We start from the raw sequence: 26,227 nt of genomic DNA on the forward strand, positions 1-26,227 counted from the left end.
TGGTGAATTGCTGACGCCGGATCACGGGCCGGCGTCGGTTATTTCCGTCTTTCTTGTAGGCGTCTTGTAGGTTTAGTGCACCAGCATGCCGGTGAACCAGTAGGCCTGAGCCAAGGTGATCAAACCGACAATCGTTGCAAAGAATAGGCTGTGCTTGAGGGTGAAGCGGAACAGATCCGATTCCTTGCCGACCAGACCGGTCGCGGCGCAGGCCACGGCGATCGATTGCGGCGAGATCATCTTGCCGGTCACGCCGCCGCTGGTATTGGCCGCCACCAGCAAGGTGTCGTTGACGCCGATCTGGTGGGCAGTGGTCGCTTGCAACGAACTGAACAGCGCGTTCGACGAAGTATCCGAACCGGTGAGGAATACGCCCAGCCAACCGAGGAATGGCGAAAAGAAAGGGAACGCCGCGCCAGTACCCGCCAGCACCAGGGCCATGGTCGAGGACATACCGGAGTAGTTGGTGACGAAGGCGAACGCCAGCACCATGCCGATCGAGAGGATTGGCCAGCGCAGTTCGTAGAAGGTCTCTTTCAAAGTGGTCAGACCAGTTTTGAAATTGATCTTCAGTACCAGCATCGAAATCAGCGCGGAGAAGAAAATCGCCGTGCCGGTGGCGGAAATCGGGTCGAGTTTGAATACCGCTGGAATGGCGGTCGGGTTGGCCACGATTGGCGCAGTCTTGATCACCAGTTGATCAAGGTGCGGAATCGCGAAGTTGAACACCCAGCTGTACATCGAACCGCCGGCGGCGAACATCGCTTTGAAAGGCTTCAGCGTCCAGATCGTCACCAGCACAGTGAGGATCAGGAACGGCGACCACGCCTTGAAAATTTCCCCGAGGCTGTAGGGCGACGCGACGGTGGTGCGCTTCTGGCCGAAACCGCCGACGCTGGCGCTGACCACCGAAGCCGACACGGCGCCGACGATGTGCTGGCCGGCGGCACGGCACGGTTGCCAGACCTTGAGGAACAGGGTCAGGGAAATCAGGCTGGCCAGCGCCGAAGTGATGTCCGGCAGTTCCGGGCCGATGAAATTGGAGGTGAAGTATTGGGTGATGGCGAAACTCAGACCTGCCACCAGCGCGGCCGGCCAGGTTTCGCGCACACCGCGCAGGCCGTCCATCATGAACACCAGCCAGAACGGCACGAACAGTGACAGCAGTGGCAGCTGGCGACCGGTCATGGCGCCGATCTTGAAGGCGTCGATGCCAGTGACCTGGCCCGCCACGATGATCGGAATCCCCAGCGCGCCGAACGCCACCGGAGCGGTGTTGGCGATCAGGCACAGGCCGGCGGCGTACAGCGGATTGAAGCCCAGTCCTACAAGGAGTGCGGCAGTAATCGCGACCGGCGCGCCGAATCCGGCGGCACCTTCCAGAAATGCGCCGAAGCAGAAACCGATCAGCAACACCTGCAAGCGCTGGTCATCGGTGATCGACAGGACCGAGCTGCGGATGACCTCGAACTGACCGCTCTTCACCGTCAGTTTGTAGAGGAACACCGCCGCGACAATGATCCAGGCGATTGGCCACAGACCGTAAGCGAAGCCATATCCGGCTGCGGCGAAAGCCATGTCCACGGGCATCTGGAAGGCGAAAATCGCCACGGCAATCGAAAGCGCGAGGGTGATGCTGCCGGCCACATGGCCTTTGAGACGGAACACCGCCAGGGCGAGAAAGAAGAACACGATGGGAATGACGGCCGCGAGAGCGGAGACGCCGAGGCTGCCGAGCGGACTGTAGAGCTGTTGCCAGGTTTGCATGGTGGGGTGGCCCCTAATTGTTGTTGGTCAGGCACTGTGAGCAATCTTGGTTAATTGGTAAGACCAATTTACAAGCGCTGTCGGCTAGGGTAAAAGCCTTGGTAGCGGTGTGTCAATTTGCCGCTCTGAAACTTTCGTCGAAGATGCGGTGCAGAGGGCAACTGATCCGCTTTGGCGAAGTGGCGTCTGGCAGGTGTCGGCGGCGCGCGGATAGGCCAGAATAGACACCCCGGCGAGCGGTCGGGATCGTGGAGAAATGAGTTATGGGCTTTGATCAGATACGTCAGCGCCGTTTGTCTGACGATATTGTCGAGCGCCTCGAGGGGATGATCCTTGAGGGCACGCTGAAGTCGGGCGAGCGGCTGCCGGCCGAGCGCACGCTGGCCGAACAATTTGGCGTATCACGCCCGTCGTTGCGCGAGGCGATTCAGAAACTGGCAGCCAAAGGCTTGTTGGTCAGTCGCCAGGGCGGCGGCAATTATGTGGTGGAGGGCCTGGGTTCGACGTTCAGCGATCCGCTGCTGCAATTGCTTGAAAGCAATCCCGAAGCGCAACGTGATTTGCTCGAATTCCGGCACACCCTGGAGGCATCGTGTGCCTACTACGCCGCTTTGCGCGCCACCGATGTCGATCGTGAGCGCCTGACCGCTGCGTTCGAAGAGCTGCAGGATTGCTACTCGCGCCATGAAGAAGTCAGCCGGGCGGAAGAAGGCGCGGCAGATGCAAAATTTCATCTGGCGATTGCCGAAGCCAGCCACAACGCGGTGTTGCTGCATACGATTCGCGGACTGTTCGATCTGCTCAAGCGCAACGTCGTGACCAACATCGGCGGCATGTACAAACAGCGCACGGAAACTCGCGACATGCTGATCTCGCAGCACCGGGAATTGTATCTGGCGATTATCGAAGGGCGTGCCGAGCAGGCGAGGGAAGTGTCCAGCCGACATATTCTGTATGTGCAGGAAGTGCTGGAAGAGGTGCGTCAGGAGGTGCAGCGCATGGCTCGGGCGGAGCGGCGCAAGGGGATGTGATCAGGTGTGTTTGTGTTGATGCTGAAATAGCTTTCGCGAGCAGGCTCGCTCCCACCTTTGAAATGCATTCCAAGGTGGGAGCGAGCCTGCTCGCGAATTGGCGCTAAAGGAGGAAGATCAGTCTTCCTTGCCCTTGTTGCGCACCGCACGCTGCAATTCACGACCGGCATCGCGCTCGCGCTCGGTGTCACGCTTGTCGTATTCCTTCTTGCCCTTGCCCAGAGCGATCTCGCACTTGACCATGTGCTTGCTCCAGTACCAGGACAGGCAGACGCAGGCATAACCCTTCTGCTGCACGGCGGCGGCGAGCTTGTCCAGCTCGCGGCGGTTGAGCAGCAGTTTGCGCGTGCGCACCGGGTCGGCGATGACGTGGGTGCTTGCGGTCATCAACGGCGTGATGTGGCTGCCAAGCAACCATGCTTCGCCGTCCTTGAGCAGCACATAGCTGTCGACCAGCTGCAACTTGCTCGCCCGCAGACTTTTTACTTCCCAGCCGGCCAGGACCAGACCAGCCTCGAACTTGTGCTCGATGAAGTAATCGTGTCGCGCCTTTTTATTCTGCGCGATGGTCCCTGTTGGGTGTTTCTTCTGTTTAGCCATAGGGGCGGCATTATATGGAGTTGTTCGGCTGTCGGCTACGGTGTTGCTGCGTGCTTGAGCAGGTTGAGTGAATCCCGGACAATGCGGCCTCTTTTTCTAACGCTTGGGCGTGATAAACGATGTCGACAGACAAGGTTTCTGTCCACGGCAGTTGGGCTAGCCGCTGGGTATTTATACTCGCCGCGACCGGTTCGGCCGTGGGACTGGGTAGTATCTGGAAGTTCCCCTACATGGTCGGGGTCTACGGCGGCGGCGCTTTCGTGCTGATGTTCCTGGCGTGCATCGCGCTCATCGGCGTGCCGGTCATGCTCGCGGAAACCCTGATCGGCCGGCGCGCCCGGCAAAGTCCGGCGAACGCCTTGAAAGTGCTGGCACTGGAAGCCGGACACTCGGCCAAATGGTCTTGGGGCGCGTTTGCCGGGATGATCACGGCCCTGCTGATCCTGTCTTTCTACAGTGTGGTCGGCGGCTGGTCGCTGGACTACATCGTCGACATGGGTCGTGGCGATTTCCAGGGCGCGACGGCTGATCAGGTCGGCGCCTATTTCGGCAATGTCATTTCCAATCCATGGCGCCTGACACTTTGGCACACGATTTTCATGCTGCTGTCGGCCTTCGTGATCGCCAAAGGCGTGGTCGCCGGGCTTGAGCGTAGCCTGCGGATCATGATGCCGCTGCTGTTCGTGATGATTCTGGTGCTGCTGGGCTACAGCATGACCACCGGGCATTTCATGGAAGGCGTGCATTTCATGTTCGACTTCCACCCGGAAAAAGTCCTCGACGGTCTGCTGCCGGCGATGGGGCACGCGTTCTTCTCGCTGAGCGTCGGCGTTGGTTCGATCATGATCTACGGCGCCTACATGCCAAAGAACACCTCGTTGTCGGGCACGGTGGTCGGCGTTGCGCTGCTGGATACTTTCGTATCGCTGGTCGCCGGTCTGGCGCTGTTTCCGATTGTGTTCGCTGCCGGCCTGAACCCAAGCGAAGGCCCGGGGCTGATGTTCGTCAGCCTGCCATTTGCTTTTGGTAACGTCTTTTTCGGCCAGTTGATGGGCGTGGTGTTCTTTGTGCTGGTCGCGGTGGCTGCCTGGAGTTCGGCTATTTCGCTACTCGAACCGATGGTGGCTTACCTGGTTGAACGCACTAAAATCAGCCGCATCTGGGTGACGTTCTGGCTTGCGTTCACCTGCTGGTTCGTTGGTCTGGGCACGGTGTTTTCTTTCAATATCTGGAAGGAAGCCAAGTTTTTCGTGAACGAAGGCGGGGCGTTCAGCCTCTATCAATGGGGTGCGCAGAGCGGTCTCGACTTCTTCGGCGTGATCGATTTCTTCACCTCGCGGATCATGTTGCCCCTCGGTGGCTTGTGTTTCGTGCTGTTCGCGGGATGGGTGATGGGGCGTGAAGCGGTGCGGGATGAATTGTCTATCCGTAACCCGCTTCTGTTTGCTCTGTCCCTGTTCTTGATGCGCTACGTGGCGCCTATCGGCATTCTTGTAGTCTTTGCCGCTCAGCTCTGGAAGTAACGCTTACATGACGACACATATCCAACGATCCGCGCTCCTGCCGTACCCGGCGCAGTTTCTCTACGACCTGGTCAACGACGTCGCGCGTTACCCGGAGTTTCTGCCGTGGTGCTCGGAGGCTGAAGTGCTGGAAAGCTCCCCAGAACACATGCGCGCCAGTGTCGGCGTAGCGAAGGGCGGCCTCAGTCAGCATTTCGTCACGCGCAATACGCTGGTGCCGGGGCAGTCGATCGAGATGAATCTTGAAGAAGGCCCGTTCACTCAGTTGCACGGCATCTGGGTATTCAAGGCGCTGAACGAAAAGGCCTGCAAGATCAGTCTGGATCTGTCGTTCGATTATGCCGGGCCGCTGGTGCGCGCAACTCTGGGGCCATTGTTCAATCAGGCGGCCAATCAGTTGGTGGATGCTTTCTGCCAGCGCGCCAAGCAGATGCATGGTTGAGCCGGTGATCGAGATAGAAGTCGTGTACGCAGCGGTTGATCGGCAGGTTATGCGTGCGATCAGCGTGGCTGAAGGCGTTAGCATTCGGGCTGCGGTGCACGCATCGGGCATCGCGGCCGAGTTTCCTGAGCTGAATCTGGCGCAGTGCCCGCTGGGGATTTTTGGCAAGGTCGTGGCTGACGCGGATTCTCGCCCTGTTCAGGCGGGCGACCGGATCGAAATATATCGACCGCTGCTGGCTGATCCCAAAGAGGTTCGACGTTTGCGTGCGGCCAAGGCTGCCGAGGCCAAAGCACGCAATTCTTGATCAGGCCAAACGGCAGGCAATAAAAAACCCGGAATGTCCGGGTTTTTTATTGCCTCGCCTATTACTGCGGCGAGGTGTCCAGCGGCTCTGGTGTCGGAACCGGTACGGTTTCCACACCATCGACGTCCTTCTGAATCTGATCCAGCAAGGAGCCTGGTTTGGCTGGTTTTTCAGCTTCTGGCTTGTCGGCGTTTTCAGCAGGCGCGGTCACGGTAGTACCGCTGTCCTTGCCTAGAATGGCTTCGTCACGGCTCACGCCGGGCATGAAGTCACCGGACAGGCTGACAAGCTGGTCGTTGGAATTGAAGATAACGCTGATTCGTTCCTGCTGGCGTTCACCGCCACCCGGTTGCAGGCTGTACAGATAATCCCAGCGATCGGCATGGAACGTGTCGGCAAGCAGAGGGTTGCCCATGATAAACCGTACTTGCGGCCGGGTCATTCCCGGGCGTAACTGGTCTATCATGTCCTGCGTGACGACATTGCCCTGCTGGATGTCGATTTTGTAAACCCCGGGGAATGAACAACCGGCGAGTGCGAGCAGTCCCACAAAGGTGAAACTGGTTAGCAAGAGCTTGGTGTTTTGCATCGGTGGGCGACTTCCACTATCTTGGCTGGGACAACGTAAACGCCGATCATACCCGCATTAAGAGAAGCTGCGAAGCAGCATCGCGAGAAAGCTGACCATGGTTGAAAATAGCGAACTACGCAAAGCCGGCCTCAAAGTGACCCTGCCACGGGTCAAGATCCTGCAAATGCTCGACTCTACCGAGCAGCGCCACATGAGTGCCGAGGACGTCTACAAGGCGTTGATGGAAGCTGGTGAGGACGTTGGTCTGGCCACGGTTTACCGTGTACTGACCCAGTTCGAAGCGGCCGGCCTCGTGGTCCGCCACAACTTCGACGGCGGCCACGCGGTCTTCGAACTGGCTGACGGTGGCCACCACGACCATATGGTCAACGTGGAATCGGGTGAAGTGATCGAATTCTTCGACGAGGAAATCGAAAAACTTCAGAAATCGATCGTCGAGAAGCATGGCTTCGAGATGGTTGATCACAACCTGGTGCTGTACGTACGCAAGAAAAAGTAAGCATGTCGCGCGAATTTCACATTCGCTAAACGAACGAAGGCGACCCAAGGGTCGCCTTCGTGCTTTCTACTATTTATTACGCCTTGGCGGTCACCACCATTTTTTTCGCGTGAGCCAGGGATTCCTTGGTCAGATCGATGCCGCCGAGCATGCGCGCGACTTCTTCGATGCGCTCGTTCTTTGTCAGCTTCGCGACAGCGGTGTGAGTCGCCTTCTCGTCGCGAACCTTGTGCACGAACAGATGTTGATGCCCTTGCGCCGCCACTTGCGGCAAGTGCGTCACGGTCAGGACCTGGCCGCGATCACCCAGACGGCGCAGTAACTGGCCGACAATCTCGGCAGTCGGACCGCCAATACCTACGTCCACTTCGTCGAACACCAGCGTCGGCACACGGGAGGTCTGGGCGGTAATGACCTGAATCGCCAGACTGATCCGCGACAGCTCACCGCCGGAGGCGACTTTTGCCAGCGCCTTGAGAGGTTGACCAGGGTTGGCGCTGACCAGCAGTTCGACCTGTTCCAGCCCGTTTGGCAGCAACTCGTCGCTGCTGTTGGCTTTCAGTTCGATGGTGAATCGGCCGCCAGGCATGCCCAGGCGCTGGATTTCCTGCTCCACCGCACTGGCGAGGCTGCCGGCGGCTTGATGACGAAGGTCGCTCAGCTCGCGCGCTTTCTCCTGATAGTGGCGGGCGTAGGACGCCAATTCTTCACCCAGGCGTTCGATGGATTCATCGTTGGCGTTGAGGGTTTCGATTTCATCGAGCAGCTTTTGCTGCATCTCGCCGACTTCGGTCGGCTGAATACGGTGTTTGCGCGCCAGGGTGTAGATCGCGTCGAGGCGCTCTTCCAGGTATTGCAGGCGAGCCGGGTCGGCATCGAAGTTGTCGAGGAAGCGATTGAGCTCGCCGACTGCTTCTTCCACCTGAATCTGTGCACTGGTCAGCAGGCTGCTGGCTTCACCCAGCGCCCCCACCGAACTGTTCACGCTGGAAAGTCGATTGAGGCTGGCGGTCAGCGCATTCAGCACATTGCCGGAGTCGCTTTCGCTGCATTGCTCGACCACTTGCCGGCAAATGCCCAGCAAGGTTTCGGCGTTGGTCAGGTTCTTGTGTTCCTGCTCCAGCTGCTCCAGTTCATTTTCGCCGAGGCCGAGGTTTTCCAGTTCTTCGAGCTGATAGCTGAGCAGTTGGTGGCGTGCGCGCTGTTCGTCGCCGGAGTTGGACAGCCGCTCCAGTTCTTGGCGGGTCTGACGCCAGCGTTGCGCGGCAAGCTGCACCTGACGCGCCAGGTCGGTGGCGCCGGCGTACTCGTCAAGCAGGCGGCGATGAGTATCAGTTTTCAGCAGCGATTGATGTTCATGCTGGCTGTGGATATCGATCAGCAGCTCGCCGAGGGCTTTGAGGTCGCCAAGCGGGCAGGGCGTGCCGTTGATATAACCGCGCGAACGACCTTCCGAGGTGATGACCCGGCGCAGGATGCAAGGCCCGTCGTTTTCCAGATCGCGCTCGGCCAGCCAGGCGCTGGCTTCAGGGATATCAGCGAGATCGAAGGTGGCGAGAATGTCGGCTTTATCAGCGCCCGGGCGAACCACGCCGCTGTCGGCGCGATCACCCAGGGTGAGGCCCAGGGCATCGAGCATGATCGACTTGCCGGCGCCGGTTTCCCCTGTGATCACGCTCATCCCGCGATCAAGTTCGAGATCGAGATGTTCAACGATGGCGTAGTTGTGTACGGACAGGTGCACCAGCATAAAGGCAGCTCCCAGGCTTGAGGTCTGGTTATTTATACAGTGTTTTGTTCAGGCCTGACAATGCCCGCCCTTAGCTCGATTTGCTTGATCGAAAAGTTTTCTTAGCGCGTTCAAGAATGAGTATTCAGCACTTTTTTGTAGGGACAATTGTTTTCAGCCCTTGAAGCCTGATTTTGCGGCCCCATATATCGGGGCAGAAGCGCGAGTCAGGCTCGCGGACGAAATTGAAAGGAGAATTCTATGGCTGACGAACAGACAGTAGATACGCAAAACCCAGATGCCAATCAGGCGCCCGAAGGTTCGGGTGACGACCTGGCGACCCGTGTGCAAGTGCTCGAAGAGCAATTGGCCGCCGCGCAGGATCAGTCTCTGCGTGTTGCTGCCGATCTGCAGAACGTTCGCCGCCGTGCCGAGCAGGACGTCGAGAAGGCGCACAAGTTTGCCCTGGAAAAATTCGCCAGCGACCTGCTGCCGATCGTCGACAGCCTGGAGCGCGGCCTCGAGCTGTCGAGCCCGGACGACGAAAGCATCCGCCCGATGCGCGAAGGCATCGAGCTGACCCTGAAAATGTTCCACGACACCCTCAAGCGCTACCAGCTTGAAGCGATCGATCCGCATGGCGAACCGTTCAACGCCGTTCACCATCAGGCGATGGCCATGCAGGAAAGTGCCGACGTCGAGCCGAATAGCGTGTTGAAGGTTTTCCAGAAGGGCTACCAGCTCAATGGTCGCCTGCTGCGCCCGGCGATGGTCGTGGTCAGCAAGGCGCCGGCACCGGTTTCGCCTTCGATTGACGAGCAGGCTTGAAATTAGCCGCAAGGCCCCCATTTAGAAGTCAAGCGTTTAAGTGCTACCGCAGTCAGCCACCACTGCTGCGGCAACAAAATCCAAAGTTTCGGGAGAGTGAACATGGGCAAAATTATCGGTATCGACCTGGGGACTACCAACTCCTGCGTCTCCGTTCTGGAAAACGGCAAAGCCAAAGTTATTGAAAACGCTGAAGGCGCGCGTACCACGCCGTCGATCATCGCTTACGCCAACGATGGCGAAATCCTGGTAGGTCAGTCGGCCAAGCGTCAGGCTGTAACCAACCCGCACAACACCCTGTACGCAGTAAAGCGTCTGATCGGTCGTCGTTTCGACGAAGAAGTAGTGCAGAAAGACATCCAGATGGTCCCTTACAAGATCGTCAAGGCTGACAACAACGACGCCTGGGTAGAAGTGAACGGCCAGAAAATGGCACCGCCACAGATCTCGGCTGAAATTCTGAAGAAGATGAAGAAGACCGCCGAAGACTACCTCGGCGAGGCAGTGACCGAAGCGGTGATCACCGTTCCGGCCTACTTCAACGACAGCCAGCGTCAGGCCACCAAAGACGCCGGCCGCATCGCTGGTCTGGACGTAAAACGTATCATCAACGAACCAACCGCAGCTGCTCTGGCTTACGGTATGGACAAGGCCAAGGGCGATCACACCGTGATCGTTTATGACCTGGGTGGCGGTACCTTCGACGTTTCCGTGATCGAAATCGCTGAAGTTGACGGTGAGCACCAGTTCGAAGTGTTGGCCACCAACGGTGACACTTTCCTCGGCGGTGAAGACTTCGACATTCGTCTGATCGACTACCTCGTTGACGAATTCAAGAAAGAAAGCGGCATGAACCTCAAAGGTGACCCGCTGGCCATGCAGCGCCTGAAAGAAGCCGCTGAGAAAGCCAAGATCGAGCTGTCGTCCGCTCAGTCGACCGACGTCAACCTGCCGTACATCACTGCAGATGCGACCGGTCCTAAGCACCTGAACGTGAAAATCTCCCGTGCCAAGCTCGAAGCACTGGTTGAAGACCTGGTTCAGCGCACCATCGAACCTTGCCGCATTGCCATGAAAGACGCCGGTATCGACGTCAGCGCGATCAACGACGTGATTCTGGTCGGTGGTCAGACTCGCATGCCGCTGGTGCAGAAGCTGGTGACCGATTTCTTCGGTAAAGAAGCGCGTAAAGACGTCAACCCGGACGAAGCTGTTGCCATGGGTGCTGCGATTCAGGGCGCTGTTCTGGCCGGTGACGTGAAAGACGTGCTGCTGCTCGACGTCAGCCCGCTGACCCTGGGTATTGAAACCATGGGTGGCGTGATGACTGCGCTGATCGAGAAAAACACCACGATTCCTACCAAGAAATCGCAAGTGTTCTCGACTGCCGACGACAACCAGGGTGCTGTGACCATTCACGTTCTGCAGGGTGAGCGCAAGCAAGCCGCACAGAACAAATCGCTGGGCAAGTTCGACCTGGCCGACATTCCACCAGCTCCACGTGGCGTGCCGCAGATCGAAGTGACCTTCGACATCGACGCCAACGGCATCCTGCATGTCGGCGCGAAAGACAAGGCTACCGGCAAGACCCAGTCGATCGTGATCAAGGCCAACTCCGGTCTGTCCGACGAAGAAATCGAGCGCATGGTGCGTGACGCCGAGGCGAATGCCGAGGAAGACCGCAAGTTCGAAGAACTGGCCGCTGCCCGTAACCAGGGTGACGCACTGGTGCACTCGACTCGCAAGATGATCGCTGACGCGGGCGACAAGGTCACCGCCGAAGAGAAGACTGCAATCGAAGCTGCAGTGGTTGCGCTGGAAGCCGCCGTCAAAGGCGACGACAAGGCTGCCATCGAAGCCAAGGTTGAAGAGCTGTCGAAAGTCTCCGCTCCGGTTGCTCAGAAGATGTACGCCGAACAGGCTCAGCCAGCTGATGGCGCAGCCCCGCAAGGCGAATCGGCTGAGAAGGCTGACGACGTTGTCGATGCCGAGTTCGAAGAAGTCAAAGACCACAAGTAAGTTGTTGGTCGCCCGGTTGACTGCCTTGCGGCGGTGACTGGTAGGATGTCGCCGCGCGGGAGCTTGCCTCCCGCGTTGGCGTATCTGGAATACGCGAATTTTTACAGCATGCGACAACGCTCGCGTGTTGGTGGTATGGCTGAAAATGCTCCTGCTTTTCGCGCCGCAGATACCGCATCAATCAAGACCAGGATCGTTGAATTGACGTGAGTTGGGTCCGGGCCTTAATGGGGGCTCAACGAGTTTGGCGAGGCTCAGGAGGGGTTTGCCGAACGTCCTTAAGAGTGCAAAGAACTTATGGCAAAGCGTGACTATTACGAAGTATTGGGTGTCGAGCGGGGCACGAGCGAAGCGGACCTGAAGAAGGCCTATCGCCGCCTGGCCATGAAGCACCACCCCGACCGTAATCCCGGCGACAAAGCTTCCGAAGAAGCATTCAAAGAGGCCAACGAGGCCTATGAAGTGTTGTCCGACGCCAGCAAGCGCGCGGCATACGACCAGTATGGTCATGCCGGCGTCGATCCGAGCATGGGTGGCGGCGGTGCCGGTTTCGGTGGCCAGAACTTCTCGGACATCTTCGGCGATGTCTTCAGTGATTTCTTCGGTGGCGGTCGCGGCGGTGCCCGTGGCGGCGCTCAGCGTGGCAGCGATCTGCGCTACACCCTGGAGCTGAATCTGGAAGAAGCGGTGCGCGGTACGTCGGTGAATATCCGCGTTCCGACACTGGTCAACTGCAAACCGTGCGATGGTTCCGGCGCCAAGAAAGGCTCGTCGCCGACGACGTGCCCGACCTGCGGCGGCATCGGTCAGGTGCGCATGCAGCAGGGCTTTTTCTCGGTGCAGCAGACCTGCCCGCGCTGCCATGGCCAGGGCAAGATCATTTCCGATCCGTGCGACTCCTGCCACGGCGACGGTCGTGTCGAAGAGTACAAAACCCTGTCGGTCAAAGTGCCTGCCGGTGTTGATACTGGCGACCGCATTCGTCTGTCCGGCGAAGGCGAGGCGGGTACCCAGGGCGGGCCGACTGGCGACCTGTACGTTGTGATCAATGTGCGCGAACACGACATCTTCCAGCGTGACGGCAAGCATCTGTTCTGCGAAGTGCCGATCAGCTTCGTCGACGCTGCACTGGGCGGCGAGTTGGAGATTCCGACCCTCGACGGTCGCGTCAAACTGAAAATCCCTGAAGGCACGCAGACCGGCAAGCAATTCCGCGTACGCGGCAAGGGCGTTGCGCCAGTGCGTGGCGGCGGTGCCGGGGACCTGATGTGCCGTGTCGCTGTGGAAACGCCGGTCAACCTCAACCGTCGTCAGCGTGAGCTGCTGGAAGAATTCCGCAGCTCTCTGGCCGACGACAACAGCCACTCGCCGAAAACCACCGGTTGGTTCGACGGTGTGAAGCGTTTCTTCGGCGATTTGTAAGGAGTCGGCATGCGACGTATTGCAGTGATGGGCGCCGCCGGGCGCATGGGCAAGACCCTGATTGAAGCGGTGCAGCAGACGCCGGGCGCCGGTCTGACGGCGGCTGTCGATCGTCCCGACAGCACGCTGGTTGGCGCGGATGCCGGTGAGCTGGCAGCGCTGGGCCGTATCGGCGTGCCGCTATCCGGTGATCTGGATCGTGTGGTTGAAGAGTTCGATGTGTTGATCGACTTCACTCACCCGACCGTGACCCTGAAGAATCTCGCGTTCTGCCGCAAGCACGGCAAAGCGATGATCATCGGCACCACCGGTTTCAGTGTTGAAGAGAAGCAATTGCTGGCCGATGCGGGCAAGGACATTCCGATCGTCTTCGCCGCCAACTTCAGCGTCGGCGTCAACCTGTGCCTGAAGTTGCTCGACACCGCTGCGCGCGTGCTGGGAGACGATGTCGATATCGAGATCATGGAAGCCCATCACCGCCACAAGGTCGATGCTCCCTCCGGTACCGCGGTGCGCATGGGTGAAGTGATTGCCGATGCCCTGGGGCGTGATCTGAAGAAGGTCGCGGTCTACGGTCGCGAAGGCCAGACCGGTGCGCGTGAGCGTGAAACCATTGGTTTCGCCACCGTGCGTGCTGGCGATATCGTCGGTGATCACACCGTGCTGTTCGCTGCCGATGGCGAGCGCGTCGAGATTACCCACAAGGCATCGAGCCGCATGACCTTCGCCAAGGGCGCGGTGCGTGCGGCGCTGTGGCTGGATGGTCGCGAGCCGGGCCTGTACGACATGCAAGACGTGCTCGACCTGCGTTGAGTCGTTGCTGAACCCGGCGCAAACGTCCCGTTTTGCGCCGGTTTTTACCGCTTGGCGACGACCTGTCGCATTCTCCGGCCTTTAAGGCTCTTTAGCGGTGGACCAAAAACGCCCTTTTCTGTAAGCTACAGCTTTAGTGTGTCCACTAAAAGCGCGCAGAATAATTTCAGTGAAGAAGCGGGGTGACGTGTCCATACGTCACTCCGCTTTTTTACAACCTGCGATTGCCCTTTCATGCGTTATTTACGGGAGGTCTTCTTGACTAAGCCAGCCATACTCGCCCTTGCTGATGGCAGCATTTTTCGCGGCGAAGCCATTGGAGCCGACGGTCAGACCGTTGGTGAGGTGGTGTTCAACACCGCAATGACCGGCTATCAGGAAATCCTTACCGATCCTTCCTACGCCCAGCAGATCGTTACCCTGACTTACCCGCACATCGGCAACACCGGCACCACGCCGGAAGACGCCGAGTCCGACCGCGTCTGGTCCGCTGGCCTGGTCATCCGTGACCTGCCGCTGGTAGCGAGCAACTGGCGCAACACGATGTCCCTGTCTGATTACCTGAAAGCCAACAATGTAGTGGCAATCGCCGGTATCGACACCCGTCGCCTGACCCGCATCCTGCGTGAAAAAGGCGCTCAGAACGGCTGCATCATGGCCGGCGACAACATCTCCGAAGAAGCAGCCATCGCCGCTGCGCAGGGCTTCCCGGGCCTGAAGGGCATGGACCTGGCGAAAGTCGTCAGCACCAAGACCCAATACGAATGGCGCTCGACTGTCTGGGATCTGAAAACCGACAGCCACGCGACCATCGAAGCTTCCGAGCTGCCATATCACGTGGTCGCCTACGACTACGGCGTCAAGGTCAACATCCTGCGCATGCTGGTCGAGCGCGGCTGCCGCGTCACCGTGGTGCCTGCGCAAACTCCAGCCGCCGATGTGCTGGCGCTGAAGCCGGACGGCGTGTTCCTGTCCAACGGCCCTGGTGATCCGGAGCCATGCGACTACGCGATCCAGGCGATCAAGGAAGTGCTGGAAACCGAGACGCCGGTATTCGGCATCTGCCTCGGCCACCAACTGCTGGCTCTGGCCTCCGGCGCCAAGACCCTGAAAATGGGCCACGGCCACCACGGTGCCAACCATCCGGTGCAGGATCTGGACACAGGCGTGGTGATGATCACCAGCCAGAACCACGGTTTTGCGGTAGACGAAGCCACCCTGCCAGCCAACGTGCGCGCGATCCACAAATCGCTGTTCGACGGCACCCTGCAAGGCATCGAGCGCACCGACAAGAGCGCGTTCAGCTTCCAGGGTCACCCTGAAGCGAGCCCGGGCCCGAACGATGTCGCGCCACTGTTCGACCGCTTCATCAACGAGATGGCCAAGCGACGCTAAGCGTTCGCCTTGAGACTGTAGAGAGAAGGCCTCGAGGGCGGCCCCGGTACCGGCGGCCCCTTCGGGACTTCAGAAATCGATCAAGACGGCTTGCCGACTGACCTGCGGATTTGAGTGACAAACCATGCCAAAACGTACAGACATTAAAAGCATCCTGATTCTCGGCGCTGGCCCGATCGTGATCGGCCAGGCCTGCGAATTCGACTACTCCGGCGCCCAGGCCTGCAAAGCCCTGCGCGAAGAGGGTTACCGCGTCATCCTGGTGAACTCCAACCCGGCCACCATCATGACCGACCCGGACATGGCCGACGCCACCTACATCGAACCGATCAAGTGGCAGACCGTGGCCAAGATCATCGAAAAAGAGCGTCCGGACGCCGTGCTGCCAACCATGGGTGGCCAGACCGCTCTGAACTGCGCTTTGGACCTGGAGCGCGAAGGCGTTCTGGAGAAGTTCGGCGTAGAGATGATCGGTGCCAACGCCGACACCATCGACAAGGCTGAAGACCGTTCGCGTTTCGACAAGGCGATGAAATCCATCGGCCTGGCGTGCCCGCGTTCCGGCATCGCCCACAGCATGGAAGAAGCCAACGCGGTCCTCGAAACCCTCGGTTTCCCGTGCATCATCCGTCCGTCCTTCACCATGGGCGGCACCGGTGGCGGTATCGCTTACAACCGTGAAGAGTTCGAAGAAATCTGCGCCCGTGGTCTGGACCTGTCGCCGACCAAAGAGCTGCTGATCGACGAATCGCTGATCGGCTGGAAAGAATATGAAATGGAAGTTGTCCGCGACAAAAAGGACAACTGCATCATCGTCTGCTCGATCGAAAACTTCGACCCGATGGGCGTGCACACCGGCGACTCGATCACCGTAGCTCCAGCCCAGACGCTGACCGACAAGGAATACCAGATCCTGCGTAACGCCTCGCTGGCGGTACTGCGCGAGATCGGCGTCGAGACCGGTGGTTCCAACGTTCAATTCGGTATCTGCCCGAACACTGGCCGTATGGTCGTGATCGAAATGAACCCGCGTGTTTCGCGTTCCTCGGCACTGGCTTCGAAAGCCACCGGTTTCCCGATCGCCAAGGTCGCGGCCAAACTGGCTGTGGGCTACACCCTTGATGAGCTGTCGAACGACATCACCGGCGGCAAGACCCCGGCGTCCTTCGAACCGTCGATCGACTACGTCGTTACCAAGCTGCCACGCTTCGCCTTCGAGAAATTCGCCAAGGCTGACGCGCGCCTGACCACGCAAATGAAGTCGGTCGGTGAAGTCATGGCCATCGGCCGGACCTTCCAGGAATCCCTGCAGAAAGCCCTGCGCGGTCTGGAAGTCGGCGTTTGCGGTCTGGACGAGAAGCTCGATCTGAGCAACCCGGACAGCATGAGCGTGCTCAAGCGCGAACTGACCGTGCCGGGCGCCGAGCGTATCTGGTACGTGGCTGACGCCTTCCGCGCCGGTCTGTCGGTCGAAGACATCTTCGGCATGAATATGATCGACCCGTGGTTCCTGGTGCAGATCGAAGACCTGATCAAGGACGAAGAGAAGGTCAAGACCCTCGGTCTGTCCTCGATCGACCGCGACCTGATGTTCAAGCTCAAGCGCAAAGGCTTCTCCGATCAGCGTCTGGCGAAACTGCTGGGCGTCACCGAGAAAAACCTGCGTACGCATCGTCAGAAGCTGGAAGTGTTCCCGGTCTACAAGCGCGTTGACACCTGCGCCGCCGAGTTCGCTACCGACACCGCTTACCTGTACTCGACCTACGAGGAAGAGTGCGAGGCCGCGCCGTCGGGTCGCGACAAGATCATGATTCTGGGCGGCGGTCCGAACCGTATCGGCCAGGGCATCGAGTTCGACTACTGCTGCGTTCACGCTGCTCTCGCCCTGCGCGAAGACGGCTACGAAACCATCATGGTCAACTGCAACCCGGAAACCGTATCCACCGACTACGACACTTCCGACCGTCTGTACTTCGAGCCGGTAACCCTGGAAGACGTACTGGAAATCTGCCGCGTCGAGAAGCCGAAAGGCGTGATCGTCCAGTACGGCGGCCAGACTCCGCTGAAACTGGCTCGCGCACTGGAAGCTGCTGGCGTGCCGATCATCGGCACCAGCCCTGACGCCATCGACCGCGCCGAAGACCGTGAGCGCTTCCAGCAAATGGTCGAGCGTCTGAACCTGCGTCAGCCGCCAAACGCCACTGTGCGCAGCGAAGACGAAGCCGTTCGTGCTGCGGCGAAGATCGGTTATCCGCTGGTGGTGCGCCCGTCCTACGTGTTGGGCGGCCGTGCGATGGAAATCGTTTACAAGGAAGACGAACTCAAGCGCTATCTGCGTGACGCGGTGCAAGTGTCCAACGACAGCCCGGTGCTGCTCGACCACTTCCTCAACTGCGCCATCGAAATGGACGTGGATGCGGTCTGCGACGGCAAAGATGTAGTGATCGGCGCGATCATGCAGCACATCGAACAGGCGGGCGTTCACTCCGGTGACTCCGCTTGCTCGCTGCCGCCGTACTCGCTGCCGGCACACATCCAGGACGAGATGCGCGAACAGGTCAAGAAAATGGCTCTGGAACTGGGCGTTGTCGGCCTGATGAACGTGCAGTTGGCTTTGCAGGGCGAAGACATCTACGTCATCGAAGTCAACCCGCGCGCCTCGCGTACCGTACCGTTCGTTTCCAAGTGCATCGGTGTTTCCCTGGCCATGATCGCTGCGCGCGTGATGGCCGGTAAGACCCTGAAGGAAATCGGCTTCACCAAGGAAATCATCCCGAACTTCTACAGCGTGAAAGAGGCGGTGTTCCCGTTCGCCAAGTTCCCTGGCGTTGACCCGATCCTCGGCCCAGAGATGAAGTCGACCGGTGAAGTGATGGGCGTCGGCGACACCTTCGGCGAAGCATTCGCCAAGGCGCAGATGGGTGCCAGCGAAGTTCTGCCGACCGGCGGTACCGCGTTCATCAGCGTGCGCGATGACGACAAGCCACTGGTTGCAGGCGTGGCCCGTGATCTGATCAACTTGGGCTTCGAAGTGGTCGCCACTGCCGGCACTGCCAAGCTGATCGAAGCCGCAGGCCTGAAAGTGCGCCGCGTGAACAAGGTGACCGAGGGTCGTCCGCACGTGGTCGACATGATCAAGAATGACGAAGTCACGCTGATCATCAACACCACCGAGGGTCGTCAGTCGATCGCCGATTCGTACTCCATTCGTCGCAACGCCCTGCAGCACAAGATCTACTGCACCACCACTATTGCTGCGGGCGAAGCGATCTGCGAAGCGCTGAAGTTCGGTCCGGAAAAGACCGTGCGCCGCTTGCAGGATCTACACGCAGGATTGAAGGCATGAGCATAACCAAGTACCCAATGACTGTTCAGGGCGCTCGCGCCCTGGAAGAGGAGCATGCTCACCTGACCAAGGTCGTCCGTCCGAAGCTCAGCCAGGACATCGGTACGGCCCGCGAGTTGGGTGACTTGAAGGAAAACGCTGAATACCATGCTGCCCGCGAACAGCAAGGCATGGTCGAAGCGCGTATTCGTGATATCGAAGGCCGGATTCAGAATCAGGTCATCATCGATGTCACGACCATTCCTCACACCGGCAAAGTGATTTTCGGTACCACCGTCGAGATCGCCAACGTCGAGACTGATGAAAGCGTCACTTACCACATCGTGGGTGAGGATGAGGCTGACTTCAAACTCGGCAAGATCTCCGTCGGTTCGCCGCTGGCCCGCGCCTTGATTGGCAAGGAAGAGGGTGACGTTGTCGCCGTCAAAACGCCAAGCGGCGTGATCGAGTACGAGATTGTCGAAGTTCGTCACATCTGAAAGAAGGCGCCCGCTGCATGCGGGCGCCATGCTTTGGCAACTGACCCAGATGCTTTGGGTCGGTGGGCTATGGTTGATTCATGTCGGTTTGCAGCCGGCGCTGGGCCAGATCGGCTTGGCGCCGCTGTTGATCGACGAAGTCGCCAGTGCATTCGAAGTGCTGGTGGTGGGGTTCGCCGCTCTGTGCGTGATCTTTCAGGCTTTGGTGCTGGTACAGGCCGAGGGCCTTGCCAGTCTATGGCGGGATTTTCGCGGGCAGGTGCTGTTGATGGCGTTGTACGCGTGCGCGATGTATGTCGCTGTGCGTGTCGGCTGGCCGGATGCGCAGCGCTGGCAGGTATTCAGTTATCTGGTGCTGGGATTTTCCGGGCTGGTGCTGGTCATGCAGCCGGTGCCGGGATGGGGTGGCAGGGTGCGCGAAGCACACCCTTGACCCTGCGCATCACTTGAAGCGATGAACGTTCGACAGCTGCTTGTTGGCGCTGAAGTTCTTGCGGTAGACCAGAGCCATCTTGCCGATGACCTGAACCAGGTCCGCTTTGCCGACCTTGCACAGCTCGGCGATGTGCGCCAGGCGCGACTCGCGATCGAGGATATTGAGCTTGATCTTGATCAGCTCGTGATCGGCCAAGGCGCGTTCAAGTTCGGCTAAAACACCTTCAGTCAAACCGTTGTCCGCTACCGTCAACACTGGTTTGAGGTGGTGGCCGATGGATTTGTACTGTTTCTTCTGCTCTGGAGTGAGCGGCATAATCTGACCCTTTCGTCTGGATTCTGTAAAATGGCGGCCATTTTACCCGAGGGTTCGTGGATCCGCCCAACTAATCACGACCCTAATCATCGAGGTGCCCAATGGCGCGTTCCAAGACAAGCCTTGGTTGGCTGAAAAGACATGTCAACGATCCTTATGTGAAGCAGGCGCAGAAGGATGGCTACCGCTCGCGTGCAAGTTACAAGCTGCTGGAGATCCAGGAAAAATACAAATTGATCCGCCCGGGCATGAGCGTGGTCGACCTCGGCGCGGCGCCGGGTGGCTGGTCGCAGGTGACCAGTCGGCTGATCGGTGGCCAGGGGCGTCTGATCGCTTCGGACATTCTTGAAATGGACGGCATTCCGGACGTGACCTTCATTCAAGGTGACTTCACTGAGGACTCGGTGCTGGCTCAAATCCTTGAGGCTGTGGGTAATTCGCAGGTGGACCTTGTGATTTCCGATATGGCCCCCAATATGAGTGGTACGCCCGAAGTGGATATGCCCAAGGCCATGTTCCTGTGCGAGCTGGCTCTGGACCTGGCGGAACGGATCCTCAAGCCCGGTGGCAACTTCGTCATCAAGATTTTCCAGGGCGAGGGCTTCGACGTTTATCTGAAGGATGCTCGGAAGAAATTCGACAAGATCCAGATGATCAAGCCAGACTCTTCCCGTGGCAGCTCCCGAGAGCAGTACATGCTGGCCTGGGGTTATCGCGGTGGTGATGCGTGAAACGAGGTTTTTCGGCGGGGCGATAGGTTTTTCATATTTCGCTCTGCGTGCATAAGCGAATATTGTGTAGAAAGTGTTTCACAAAGGGTTACAGACGGCGCCTGCCAGAGTTGTAGGTAATGTAGTAAGTTAGGCCGGTGAATATCATGCGAAGCGCGCGCCAGTAGCGGAGCTTGCTTCAGAGGGTAGTTAATTGAACGATATGGCAAAGAATCTGATCCTGTGGTTGATCATCGCGGCAGTCCTGGTGACGGTGATGAACAACTTCTCCAGCCCTAACGAGCCGCAGACCCTCAACTATTCCGACTTCATCCAGCAGGTCAAGGATGGCAAGGTCGAACGCGTAGCCGTTGACGGCTATGTGATTACCGGCAAGCGCACCGATGGCGACAGCTTCAAGACCATTCGTCCGGCAATTCAGGACAATGGCCTGATCGGCGATCTGGTCGACAATCACGTTGTGGTTGAAGGCAAGCAGCCTGAACAGCAAAGCATCTGGACTCAGCTCCTGGTGGCCAGCTTCCCGATCCTGGTGATCATCGCGGTGTTCATGTTCTTCATGCGCCAGATGCAGGGTGGTGCCGGCGGCAAGGGCGGGCCGATGAGCTTCGGCAAGAGCAAGGCACGCCTGCTCTCCGAAGATCAGGTGAAAACTACTTTGGCCGACGTTGCCGGTTGCGACGAAGCCAAGGAAGAAGTCGGCGAGCTGGTTGAGTTCCTGCGTGATCCGGGCAAATTCCAGCGTCTGGGCGGTCGTATTCCGCGCGGCGTATTGATGGTCGGCCCACCGGGTACCGGTAAGACCTTGTTGGCCAAGGCGATTGCCGGCGAAGCCAAAGTGCCGTTCTTCACCATTTCCGGTTCTGACTTCGTCGAAATGTTCGTCGGTGTCGGCGCGAGCCGCGTCCGCGACATGTTCGAGCAGGCCAAGAAGCACGCCCCTTGCATCATCTTCATCGACGAAATCGATGCCGTAGGTCGCCATCGTGGCGCCGGCATGGGTGGCGGTCACGACGAACGTGAGCAGACTCTCAACCAGTTGCTGGTAGAGATGGACGGCTTCGAAATGAATGACGGCATCATCGTGATTGCTGCGACCAACCGTCCGGACGTACTCGACCCTGCGCTGCTGCGTCCGGGCCGTTTCGACCGTCAGGTGGTGGTTGGCTTGCCAGACATTCGCGGTCGCGAGCAGATTCTGAAAGTGCACATGCGCAAAGTGCCAATGGGCGACGACGTTGCTCCGGCAGTGATCGCACGTGGTACTCCGGGCTTCTCGGGTGCTGACCTGGCAAACCTGGTCAACGAAGCGTCGTTGTTCGCTGCACGTAGCGGCAAACGCATCGTCGAGATGAAAGAGTTCGAACTGGCGAAAGACAAGATCATGATGGGCGCCGAGCGCAAATCCATGGTCATGTCCGAGAAAGAAAAGCAGAACACGGCCTACCACGAAGCTGGCCATGCCATTGTCGGTCGCGTTGTTCCCGAGCATGATCCGGTCTACAAGGTGTCTATCATTCCGCGCGGTCGTGCGCTGGGTGTGACCATGTTCCTGCCGGAAGAAGATCGCTACAGCCTGTCCAAACGTGCGCTAATCAGCCAGATCTGCTCGTTGTACGGTGGCCGTATCGCTGAAGAAATGACCCTGGGCTTCGATGGTGTGACTACCGGGGCCTCCAACGACATCATGCGTGCAAGTCAGATTGCCCGGAACATGGTGACGAAATGGGGTCTGTCGGAAAAACTCGGTCCGCTGATGTACGCCGAAGAAGAAGGCGAAGTGTTCCTCGGTCGCGGTGGTGGTGGTCAGGCTGCCAGCTTCTCCGGTGAGACAGCCAAACTGATCGACTCCGAAGTGCGCAGCATCATTGATCAGTGCTACGGCACCGCCAAGCAGATCCTCACGGATAACCGTGACAAGCTGGATGCCATGGCTGATGCGCTGATGAAGTACGAAACCATCGATGCCGAGCAGATTGACGACATCATGGCCGGCCGCACACCTCGCGAACCTCGCGACTGGTCGGGTGGCACCGGTACGCCTCCGCCGCCTGTCGTGCAGGATGAGCGTCCGGAAAAACCGATTGGCGGTCCGGCTGCTGACGTTTAAGGCTTGAAATGACTTCTGTACAGTCCCTGACCCGGTTGCCTTGTGGCAACCGGGTTCTTGATTTGGCCCAGACGCATGTCATGGGCATTCTCAATGTCACTCCTGATTCCTTTTCCGACGGCGGCCGCTACAGCCAGCTTGATGCGGCGCTGCGCCATGCCGAAGCCATGGTGCTGGCTGGCGCGACGCTGATTGATGTCGGCGGCGAATCGACCCGGCCGGGTGCGCGAGCGGTCTCTCCTCTGGAGGAACTTGAGCGCGTCGCGCCGATTGTCGAGCTGATCAATCGCGAGCTGGATGTCATCATCTCGGTCGATACTTCCACCCCGGCAGTCATGCGCGAAACCGCACGGCTCGGTGCCGGCCTGATCAACGATGTGCGTTCGTTGCGTCGCGATGGCGCGCTGGATGCGGCGGCGGCTACCGGATTGCCGGTCTGCCTCATGCACATGCTCGGCGAACCGGGCGATATGCAGGATAATCCGCAGTATCAGGATGTTACTCGCGAGGTCGCTGAGTTTCTCGCCGAGCGCATGGAACAGTGCGCGCAGGCGGGTATTCCCGCCGAGCGGATCATTCTTGATCCCGGCTTCGGCTTCGCCAAGACCCTGCAGCACAATCTAAGCTTGTTCAAACACATGGAGGCTCTGCATGCGCTGGGACGGCCATTGCTGGTAGGTGTTTCGCGCAAGAGTATGATTGGCCACGCGTTGAACCGTCCCGTGGGCGAGCGCCTGCACGGCGGACTGGCGCTGGCGGCGCTGGCGTCAGTTAAAGGCGCACGTATATTGCGCGTCCACGATGTGGCGGAAACCGTCGATGTTGTGCGAATGATCGCGGCCGTTGAATCAGCCGAATAAGAATGATGGAGCACTTATGAGCAAGAAATATTTTGGTACCGACGGCATTCGCGGTCGTGTTGGTGAATACCCGATCACGCCTGACTTCATGCTCAAGCTCGGCTGGGCGGCTGGTATGGCTTTCCGCAAGATGGGGGCCTGCAAGGTGCTGGTCGGCAAGGACACGCGGATCTCCGGTTATATGTTCGAATCGGCACTCGAGGCCGGGCTGACCTCGGCGGGCGCCGATGTGATGCTGCTCGGCCCGATGCCGACGCCTGCCATCGCTTATCTTTCGCGTACGTTCCAGGCTGAAGCCGGTATCGTGATAAGTGCCTCGCACAACCCGCATGATGACAACGGCATCAAGTTCTTCTCCGGTAAAGGCACCAAGCTGCCGGATGAGTTGGAGTTGATGATCGAAGAATTGCTCGACACGCCGATGACCGTCGTCGAGTCGAGCAAGATCGGCAAGGTGTCGCGAATCAATGACGCATCGGGTCGCTACATCGAGTTCTGCAAAAGCAGCGTTCCTACTGGCTCCAATTTCGCCGGCCTGAAGATCGTCATCGACTGCGCGCATGGTGCGACTTACAAGGTTGCACCGAGCGTCTTCCGTGAGCTGGGTGCCGAAGTTGTCGTGCTATCTGCCCAGCCGAATGGGTTGAACATCAACGATAACTGCGGTTCCACGCATATGGGGCCATTGCAGGCCGCCGTTCTGGCTGAGCATGCGGACCTGGGTATCGCCTTCGACGGTGATGGCGATCGGGTATTGATGGTCGATCACACCGGCGCCATTGTTGATGGTGACGACCTGCTGTTTATCATTGCCCGCGATCTGCATGAGCGTGGCAAGTTGCAGGGTGGCGTCGTCGGTACGTTGATGAGCAATCTTGGTCTCGAACTGGCCCTTGCGGATCTGTCGATCCCGTTCGTTCGCGCCAATGTCGGTGACCGCTACGTGATTGCCGAACTGCAAGAGCGCAACTGGCTCGTTGGTGGGGAAAACTCCGGGCATGTGGTCTGCTTCAACCATACCACCACGGGCGATGCGATCATCGCGGCTCTGCAGGTGTTGATGGCTCTGAAATCCCGCAACGAAGGTCTGGCGCAAACGCGTCAGGCGTTGCGCAAGTGCCCTCAGGTGCTGATCAACGTTCGCTTTGGCGGCGGTGAAAGCCCGCTGGAGCATCCGGCTGTCAAGGAAGCCAGTGCCCGTGTAACTCAGGCGATGGCGGGGCGCGGTCGCGTGCTTCTGCGCAAGTCCGGCACAGAGCCTCTGGTGCGCGTAATGGTCGAAGGCGAGGACGAAAACCAGGTTCGCGGCTATGCCGAAGAGCTGGCAAAACTGGTAACCGAAGTTTCTGCCTGATACGGCTTGCAAGCCATGATTGTGTTGGGTAACATCTGCGCCCACTTTGACCGACGAGGTACAGCATGCGTCGCCCTATGGTAGCTGGTAACTGGAAGATGCACGGTACCCGCGCCAGCGTCGCTGAGCTGATCAACGGCCTTCGTCATCTGGCCTTGCCTAGCGGTGTTGATGTCGCGGTGTTCCCGCCTTGCTTGTATATCAATCAAGTGATTGATGGCTTGAAAGGCAAGTCGATTTCGGTCGGCGCGCAGAATTCTGCGGTGGAAGCCATGCAAGGTGCGTTGACTGGTGAGATTGCTCCCAGCCAACTGGTGGATGCAGGTTGTTCCCTGGTGCTTGTCGGGCACTCCGAACGCCGCCAGATTATGGGCGAGCGAGACGGGATGCTGAATCGCAAGTTCGCAGCGGCACAGGCATGTGGCTTGACTCCGGTGTTGTGTGTAGGGGAAACCCTCGAGCAGCGCGAAGCCGGAAAAACTCTTGAAGTTGTCGGGCGTCAGCTGGGCAGCATCATCGAGGAGCTGGGTGTCGGTGCCTTTGCCAAGGCAGTGATTGCATACGAGCCGGTCTGGGCCATTGGTACCGGGCTGACTGCAACGCCGCAACAGGCTCAGGATGTGCATAAGGCCATTCGCGAGCAGTTGGCGGCAGAGAATTCTGAAGTCGCACGAGGTGTGCGGCTTCTATACGGCGGCAGCGTGAAGGCGGCCAATGCGGTCGAACTGTTCGGCATGCCGGATATCGATGGGGGGCTCATTGGTGGAGCTTCCCTGAATGCAGATGAGTTCGGTGCGATTTGTCGCGCCGCGGGAAACTGAAAAAATGCTGGAAACAGTCGTAGTCGTTTTTCATCTGCTGGGTGCATTGGGCGTAGTTGCTCTGGTTTTGCTGCAGCAGGGTAAGGGTGCGGACGCTGGCGCGTCTTTCGGAGCAGGTGCTTCAAATACTGTGTTCGGAAGCCAAGGTTCCTCTACCTTTCTTAGTAAGTTTACTGCTATACTTGCCGCCGGTTTCTTCATAACCAGCTTGGGGTTAGGTTACTTTGCTAAAGAGAAAGCTCATCAGCTGACTCAAGCAGGTCTTCCAGATCCAGCAGTGTTGGAAGTACCTAAGCAACAACCGGCTTCTGATGATGTCCCGGTGCTTCAAGAGCAAAAGTCGGCTACTCCAGCGACTGACGTGCCTCCAGCTCAAGAGCAGAAGTAAGAAGGGTTTCAAACGTAGTATTGCCGAGGTGGTGGAATTGGTAGACACGCAACCTTGAGGTGGTTGTGCCCATAGGGTGTAGGGGTTCGAGTCCCCTTCTCGGTACCAATTAGTCAGGAGAGCCCGCTGTTGCGGGCTTTCTTGCAGGTGGAAGGTTACATTGACCCTAAAAGGGATCGGTCGTATACTTCCGCCCCAGCTTTGTCGCGGGGTGGAGCAGTCTGGTAGCTCGTCGGGCTCATAACCCGAAGGTCGTCGGTTCAAATCCGGCCCCCGCAACCAGTTTAAGGAGCCCCTTTTAAGGGGCTTTTTGTTAGCTGGATACTTTCAACGCCGCTGTTCGACGGCGTTTCAAGGATGGGCGTTATGCCCATTTTTTTATTTTGCAAAGCATGCACATATCATGCACTAGGGGGTTCA

At 58.7% G+C, this 26,227-nt stretch carries 24 protein-coding genes and 2 tRNA genes; 21 read left to right on the forward strand and 5 right to left on the reverse strand.

The genetic code is table 11. The annotated features are described in order from the left end of the window. Window positions 1-72: 72 nt before the first annotated feature. On the reverse strand, window positions 73-1,767 hold the full coding sequence (locus AB9L16_RS03320) for a lactate permease LctP family transporter (RefSeq protein ID WP_375123112.1): 1,695 nt from the start codon (window positions 1,765-1,767) through the stop codon (window positions 73-75). 263 nt (window positions 1,768-2,030) lie between these two features. Here AB9L16_RS03320 and AB9L16_RS03325 point away from each other — a divergent pair, with 263 nt between their 5' ends. Beyond that, on the forward strand, window positions 2,031-2,798 hold the full coding sequence (locus tag AB9L16_RS03325; RefSeq protein ID WP_016771775.1) for an FCD domain-containing protein: 768 nt from the start codon (window positions 2,031-2,033) through the stop codon (window positions 2,796-2,798). 117 nt (window positions 2,799-2,915) lie between these two features. Here AB9L16_RS03325 and smpB read toward each other — a convergent pair whose 3' ends face one another. After that, complete coding sequence (smpB, locus tag AB9L16_RS03330; RefSeq protein ID WP_007953781.1) at window positions 2,916-3,398, reverse strand: SsrA-binding protein SmpB; 483 nt, start codon at window positions 3,396-3,398, stop codon at window positions 2,916-2,918. A gap of 119 nt (window positions 3,399-3,517) precedes the next feature. Here smpB and AB9L16_RS03335 point away from each other — a divergent pair, with 119 nt between their 5' ends. Genes AB9L16_RS03335 through AB9L16_RS03345 form a run of 3 tightly spaced genes read left to right on the forward strand, consistent with a single transcriptional unit; the run spans window position 3,518 to window position 5,670 of the window. Continuing rightward, window positions 3,518-4,921: a sodium-dependent transporter gene (locus tag AB9L16_RS03335; RefSeq protein WP_095180346.1), complete on the forward strand. Its 1,404-nt coding sequence runs from the start codon at window positions 3,518-3,520 to the stop codon at window positions 4,919-4,921. A 7-nt stretch (window positions 4,922-4,928) separates the two neighbouring features. After that, complete coding sequence (locus AB9L16_RS03340) at window positions 4,929-5,363, forward strand: type II toxin-antitoxin system RatA family toxin (RefSeq protein ID WP_016771773.1); 435 nt, start codon at window positions 4,929-4,931, stop codon at window positions 5,361-5,363. Then, window positions 5,356-5,670 (forward strand): RnfH family protein, encoded by a 315-nt coding sequence (locus AB9L16_RS03345; RefSeq protein WP_150636053.1) that lies wholly within the window; start codon window positions 5,356-5,358, stop codon window positions 5,668-5,670. The genes AB9L16_RS03340 and AB9L16_RS03345 overlap by 8 nt, the downstream gene beginning before the upstream one ends. Window positions 5,671-5,731: 61 nt before the next feature. On the opposite strand, the gene AB9L16_RS03350 is transcribed toward AB9L16_RS03345, so the two are convergent. Beyond that, a complete protein-coding gene (locus tag AB9L16_RS03350) occupies window positions 5,732-6,259 on the reverse strand; it encodes an outer membrane protein assembly factor BamE (protein ID WP_016771771.1) in 528 nt (175 codons plus the stop codon). 97 nt (window positions 6,260-6,356) lie between these two features. On the opposite strand from AB9L16_RS03350, the gene fur reads away from it, so the two are divergent. After that, the gene (gene fur, locus AB9L16_RS03355; RefSeq protein WP_016771770.1) at window positions 6,357-6,761 is read left to right on the forward strand and encodes a ferric iron uptake transcriptional regulator; all 405 of its coding nucleotides are present in this window, start codon (window positions 6,357-6,359) and stop codon (window positions 6,759-6,761) included. Between the two features lie 76 nt (window positions 6,762-6,837). Here the strand turns inward: fur and recN are convergent, their stop codons facing one another. After that, window positions 6,838-8,511: a DNA repair protein RecN gene (gene recN, locus AB9L16_RS03360; RefSeq protein WP_016771769.1), complete on the reverse strand. Its 1,674-nt coding sequence runs from the start codon at window positions 8,509-8,511 to the stop codon at window positions 6,838-6,840. Window positions 8,512-8,751: 240 nt separating this feature from the next. On the opposite strand from recN, the gene grpE reads away from it, so the two are divergent. The 8 genes from grpE to AB9L16_RS03400 all read left to right on the forward strand — a co-directional run bounded on the left by grpE (window position 8,752) and on the right by AB9L16_RS03400 (window position 19,225). After that, entirely contained in the window at window positions 8,752-9,318 is a 567-nt protein-coding gene (gene grpE, locus AB9L16_RS03365; RefSeq protein ID WP_039759570.1) for a nucleotide exchange factor GrpE, read from the forward strand. A 102-nt stretch (window positions 9,319-9,420) separates the two neighbouring features. Beyond that, window positions 9,421-11,337, forward strand: a complete 1,917-nt coding sequence (dnaK, locus tag AB9L16_RS03370) for a molecular chaperone DnaK (protein ID WP_042608859.1) — start codon at window positions 9,421-9,423, stop codon at window positions 11,335-11,337. Between the two features lie 297 nt (window positions 11,338-11,634). Beyond that, window positions 11,635-12,759 (forward strand): molecular chaperone DnaJ, encoded by a 1,125-nt coding sequence (dnaJ, locus tag AB9L16_RS03375; RefSeq protein WP_016771767.1) that lies wholly within the window; start codon window positions 11,635-11,637, stop codon window positions 12,757-12,759. 9 nt (window positions 12,760-12,768) lie between these two features. Beyond that, window positions 12,769-13,572: a 4-hydroxy-tetrahydrodipicolinate reductase gene (gene dapB, locus AB9L16_RS03380; protein WP_041477928.1), complete on the forward strand. Its 804-nt coding sequence runs from the start codon at window positions 12,769-12,771 to the stop codon at window positions 13,570-13,572. A 258-nt stretch (window positions 13,573-13,830) separates the two neighbouring features. Continuing rightward, window positions 13,831-14,967, forward strand: coding sequence for a glutamine-hydrolyzing carbamoyl-phosphate synthase small subunit (carA, locus tag AB9L16_RS03385; RefSeq protein ID WP_016771765.1), 1,137 nt, complete (start codon window positions 13,831-13,833; stop codon window positions 14,965-14,967). A 124-nt stretch (window positions 14,968-15,091) separates the two neighbouring features. Next, window positions 15,092-18,313, forward strand: a complete 3,222-nt coding sequence (gene carB / locus AB9L16_RS03390; protein ID WP_016771764.1) for a carbamoyl-phosphate synthase large subunit — start codon at window positions 15,092-15,094, stop codon at window positions 18,311-18,313. A 2-nt stretch (window positions 18,314-18,315) separates the two neighbouring features. Next, window positions 18,316-18,792: a transcription elongation factor GreA gene (gene greA / locus AB9L16_RS03395; RefSeq protein WP_038861135.1), complete on the forward strand. Its 477-nt coding sequence runs from the start codon at window positions 18,316-18,318 to the stop codon at window positions 18,790-18,792. Window positions 18,793-18,820: 28 nt separating this feature from the next. After that, the gene (locus AB9L16_RS03400; RefSeq protein ID WP_056782864.1) at window positions 18,821-19,225 is read left to right on the forward strand and encodes a hypothetical protein; all 405 of its coding nucleotides are present in this window, start codon (window positions 18,821-18,823) and stop codon (window positions 19,223-19,225) included. Between the two features lie 9 nt (window positions 19,226-19,234). Here AB9L16_RS03400 and AB9L16_RS03405 read toward each other — a convergent pair whose 3' ends face one another. After that, on the reverse strand, window positions 19,235-19,543 hold the full coding sequence (locus AB9L16_RS03405) for a YhbY family RNA-binding protein (protein ID WP_016771761.1): 309 nt from the start codon (window positions 19,541-19,543) through the stop codon (window positions 19,235-19,237). A 101-nt stretch (window positions 19,544-19,644) separates the two neighbouring features. Here AB9L16_RS03405 and rlmE point away from each other — a divergent pair, with 101 nt between their 5' ends. From rlmE to AB9L16_RS03445, 8 genes are all read left to right on the forward strand, one after another. After that, complete coding sequence (rlmE, locus tag AB9L16_RS03410) at window positions 19,645-20,274, forward strand: 23S rRNA (uridine(2552)-2'-O)-methyltransferase RlmE (RefSeq protein WP_056782866.1); 630 nt, start codon at window positions 19,645-19,647, stop codon at window positions 20,272-20,274. A gap of 202 nt (window positions 20,275-20,476) precedes the next feature. After that, window positions 20,477-22,384, forward strand: coding sequence for an ATP-dependent zinc metalloprotease FtsH (ftsH, locus tag AB9L16_RS03415; RefSeq protein ID WP_016771759.1), 1,908 nt, complete (start codon window positions 20,477-20,479; stop codon window positions 22,382-22,384). An 8-nt stretch (window positions 22,385-22,392) separates the two neighbouring features. Further along, the gene (gene folP / locus AB9L16_RS03420) at window positions 22,393-23,244 is read left to right on the forward strand and encodes a dihydropteroate synthase (protein WP_150743386.1); all 852 of its coding nucleotides are present in this window, start codon (window positions 22,393-22,395) and stop codon (window positions 23,242-23,244) included. A gap of 16 nt (window positions 23,245-23,260) precedes the next feature. Then, window positions 23,261-24,598, forward strand: coding sequence for a phosphoglucosamine mutase (gene glmM / locus AB9L16_RS03425; RefSeq protein WP_041477931.1), 1,338 nt, complete (start codon window positions 23,261-23,263; stop codon window positions 24,596-24,598). 65 nt (window positions 24,599-24,663) lie between these two features. Then, a complete protein-coding gene (gene tpiA, locus AB9L16_RS03430; protein ID WP_056782873.1) occupies window positions 24,664-25,419 on the forward strand; it encodes a triose-phosphate isomerase in 756 nt (251 codons plus the stop codon). Between the two features lie 4 nt (window positions 25,420-25,423). Continuing rightward, on the forward strand, window positions 25,424-25,807 hold the full coding sequence (secG, locus tag AB9L16_RS03435; protein WP_016771756.1) for a preprotein translocase subunit SecG: 384 nt from the start codon (window positions 25,424-25,426) through the stop codon (window positions 25,805-25,807). A gap of 22 nt (window positions 25,808-25,829) precedes the next feature. Further along, window positions 25,830-25,915, forward strand: a tRNA-Leu gene (locus AB9L16_RS03440). A 97-nt stretch (window positions 25,916-26,012) separates the two neighbouring features. Beyond that, window positions 26,013-26,089, forward strand: a tRNA-Met gene (locus AB9L16_RS03445). Window positions 26,090-26,227 lie beyond the last annotated feature (138 nt).

Origin of the sequence: Pseudomonas sp. LW8, from assembly GCF_041956865.1 — a bacterium.
GTDB lineage: Bacteria > Pseudomonadota > Gammaproteobacteria > Pseudomonadales > Pseudomonadaceae > Aquipseudomonas > Aquipseudomonas siliginis.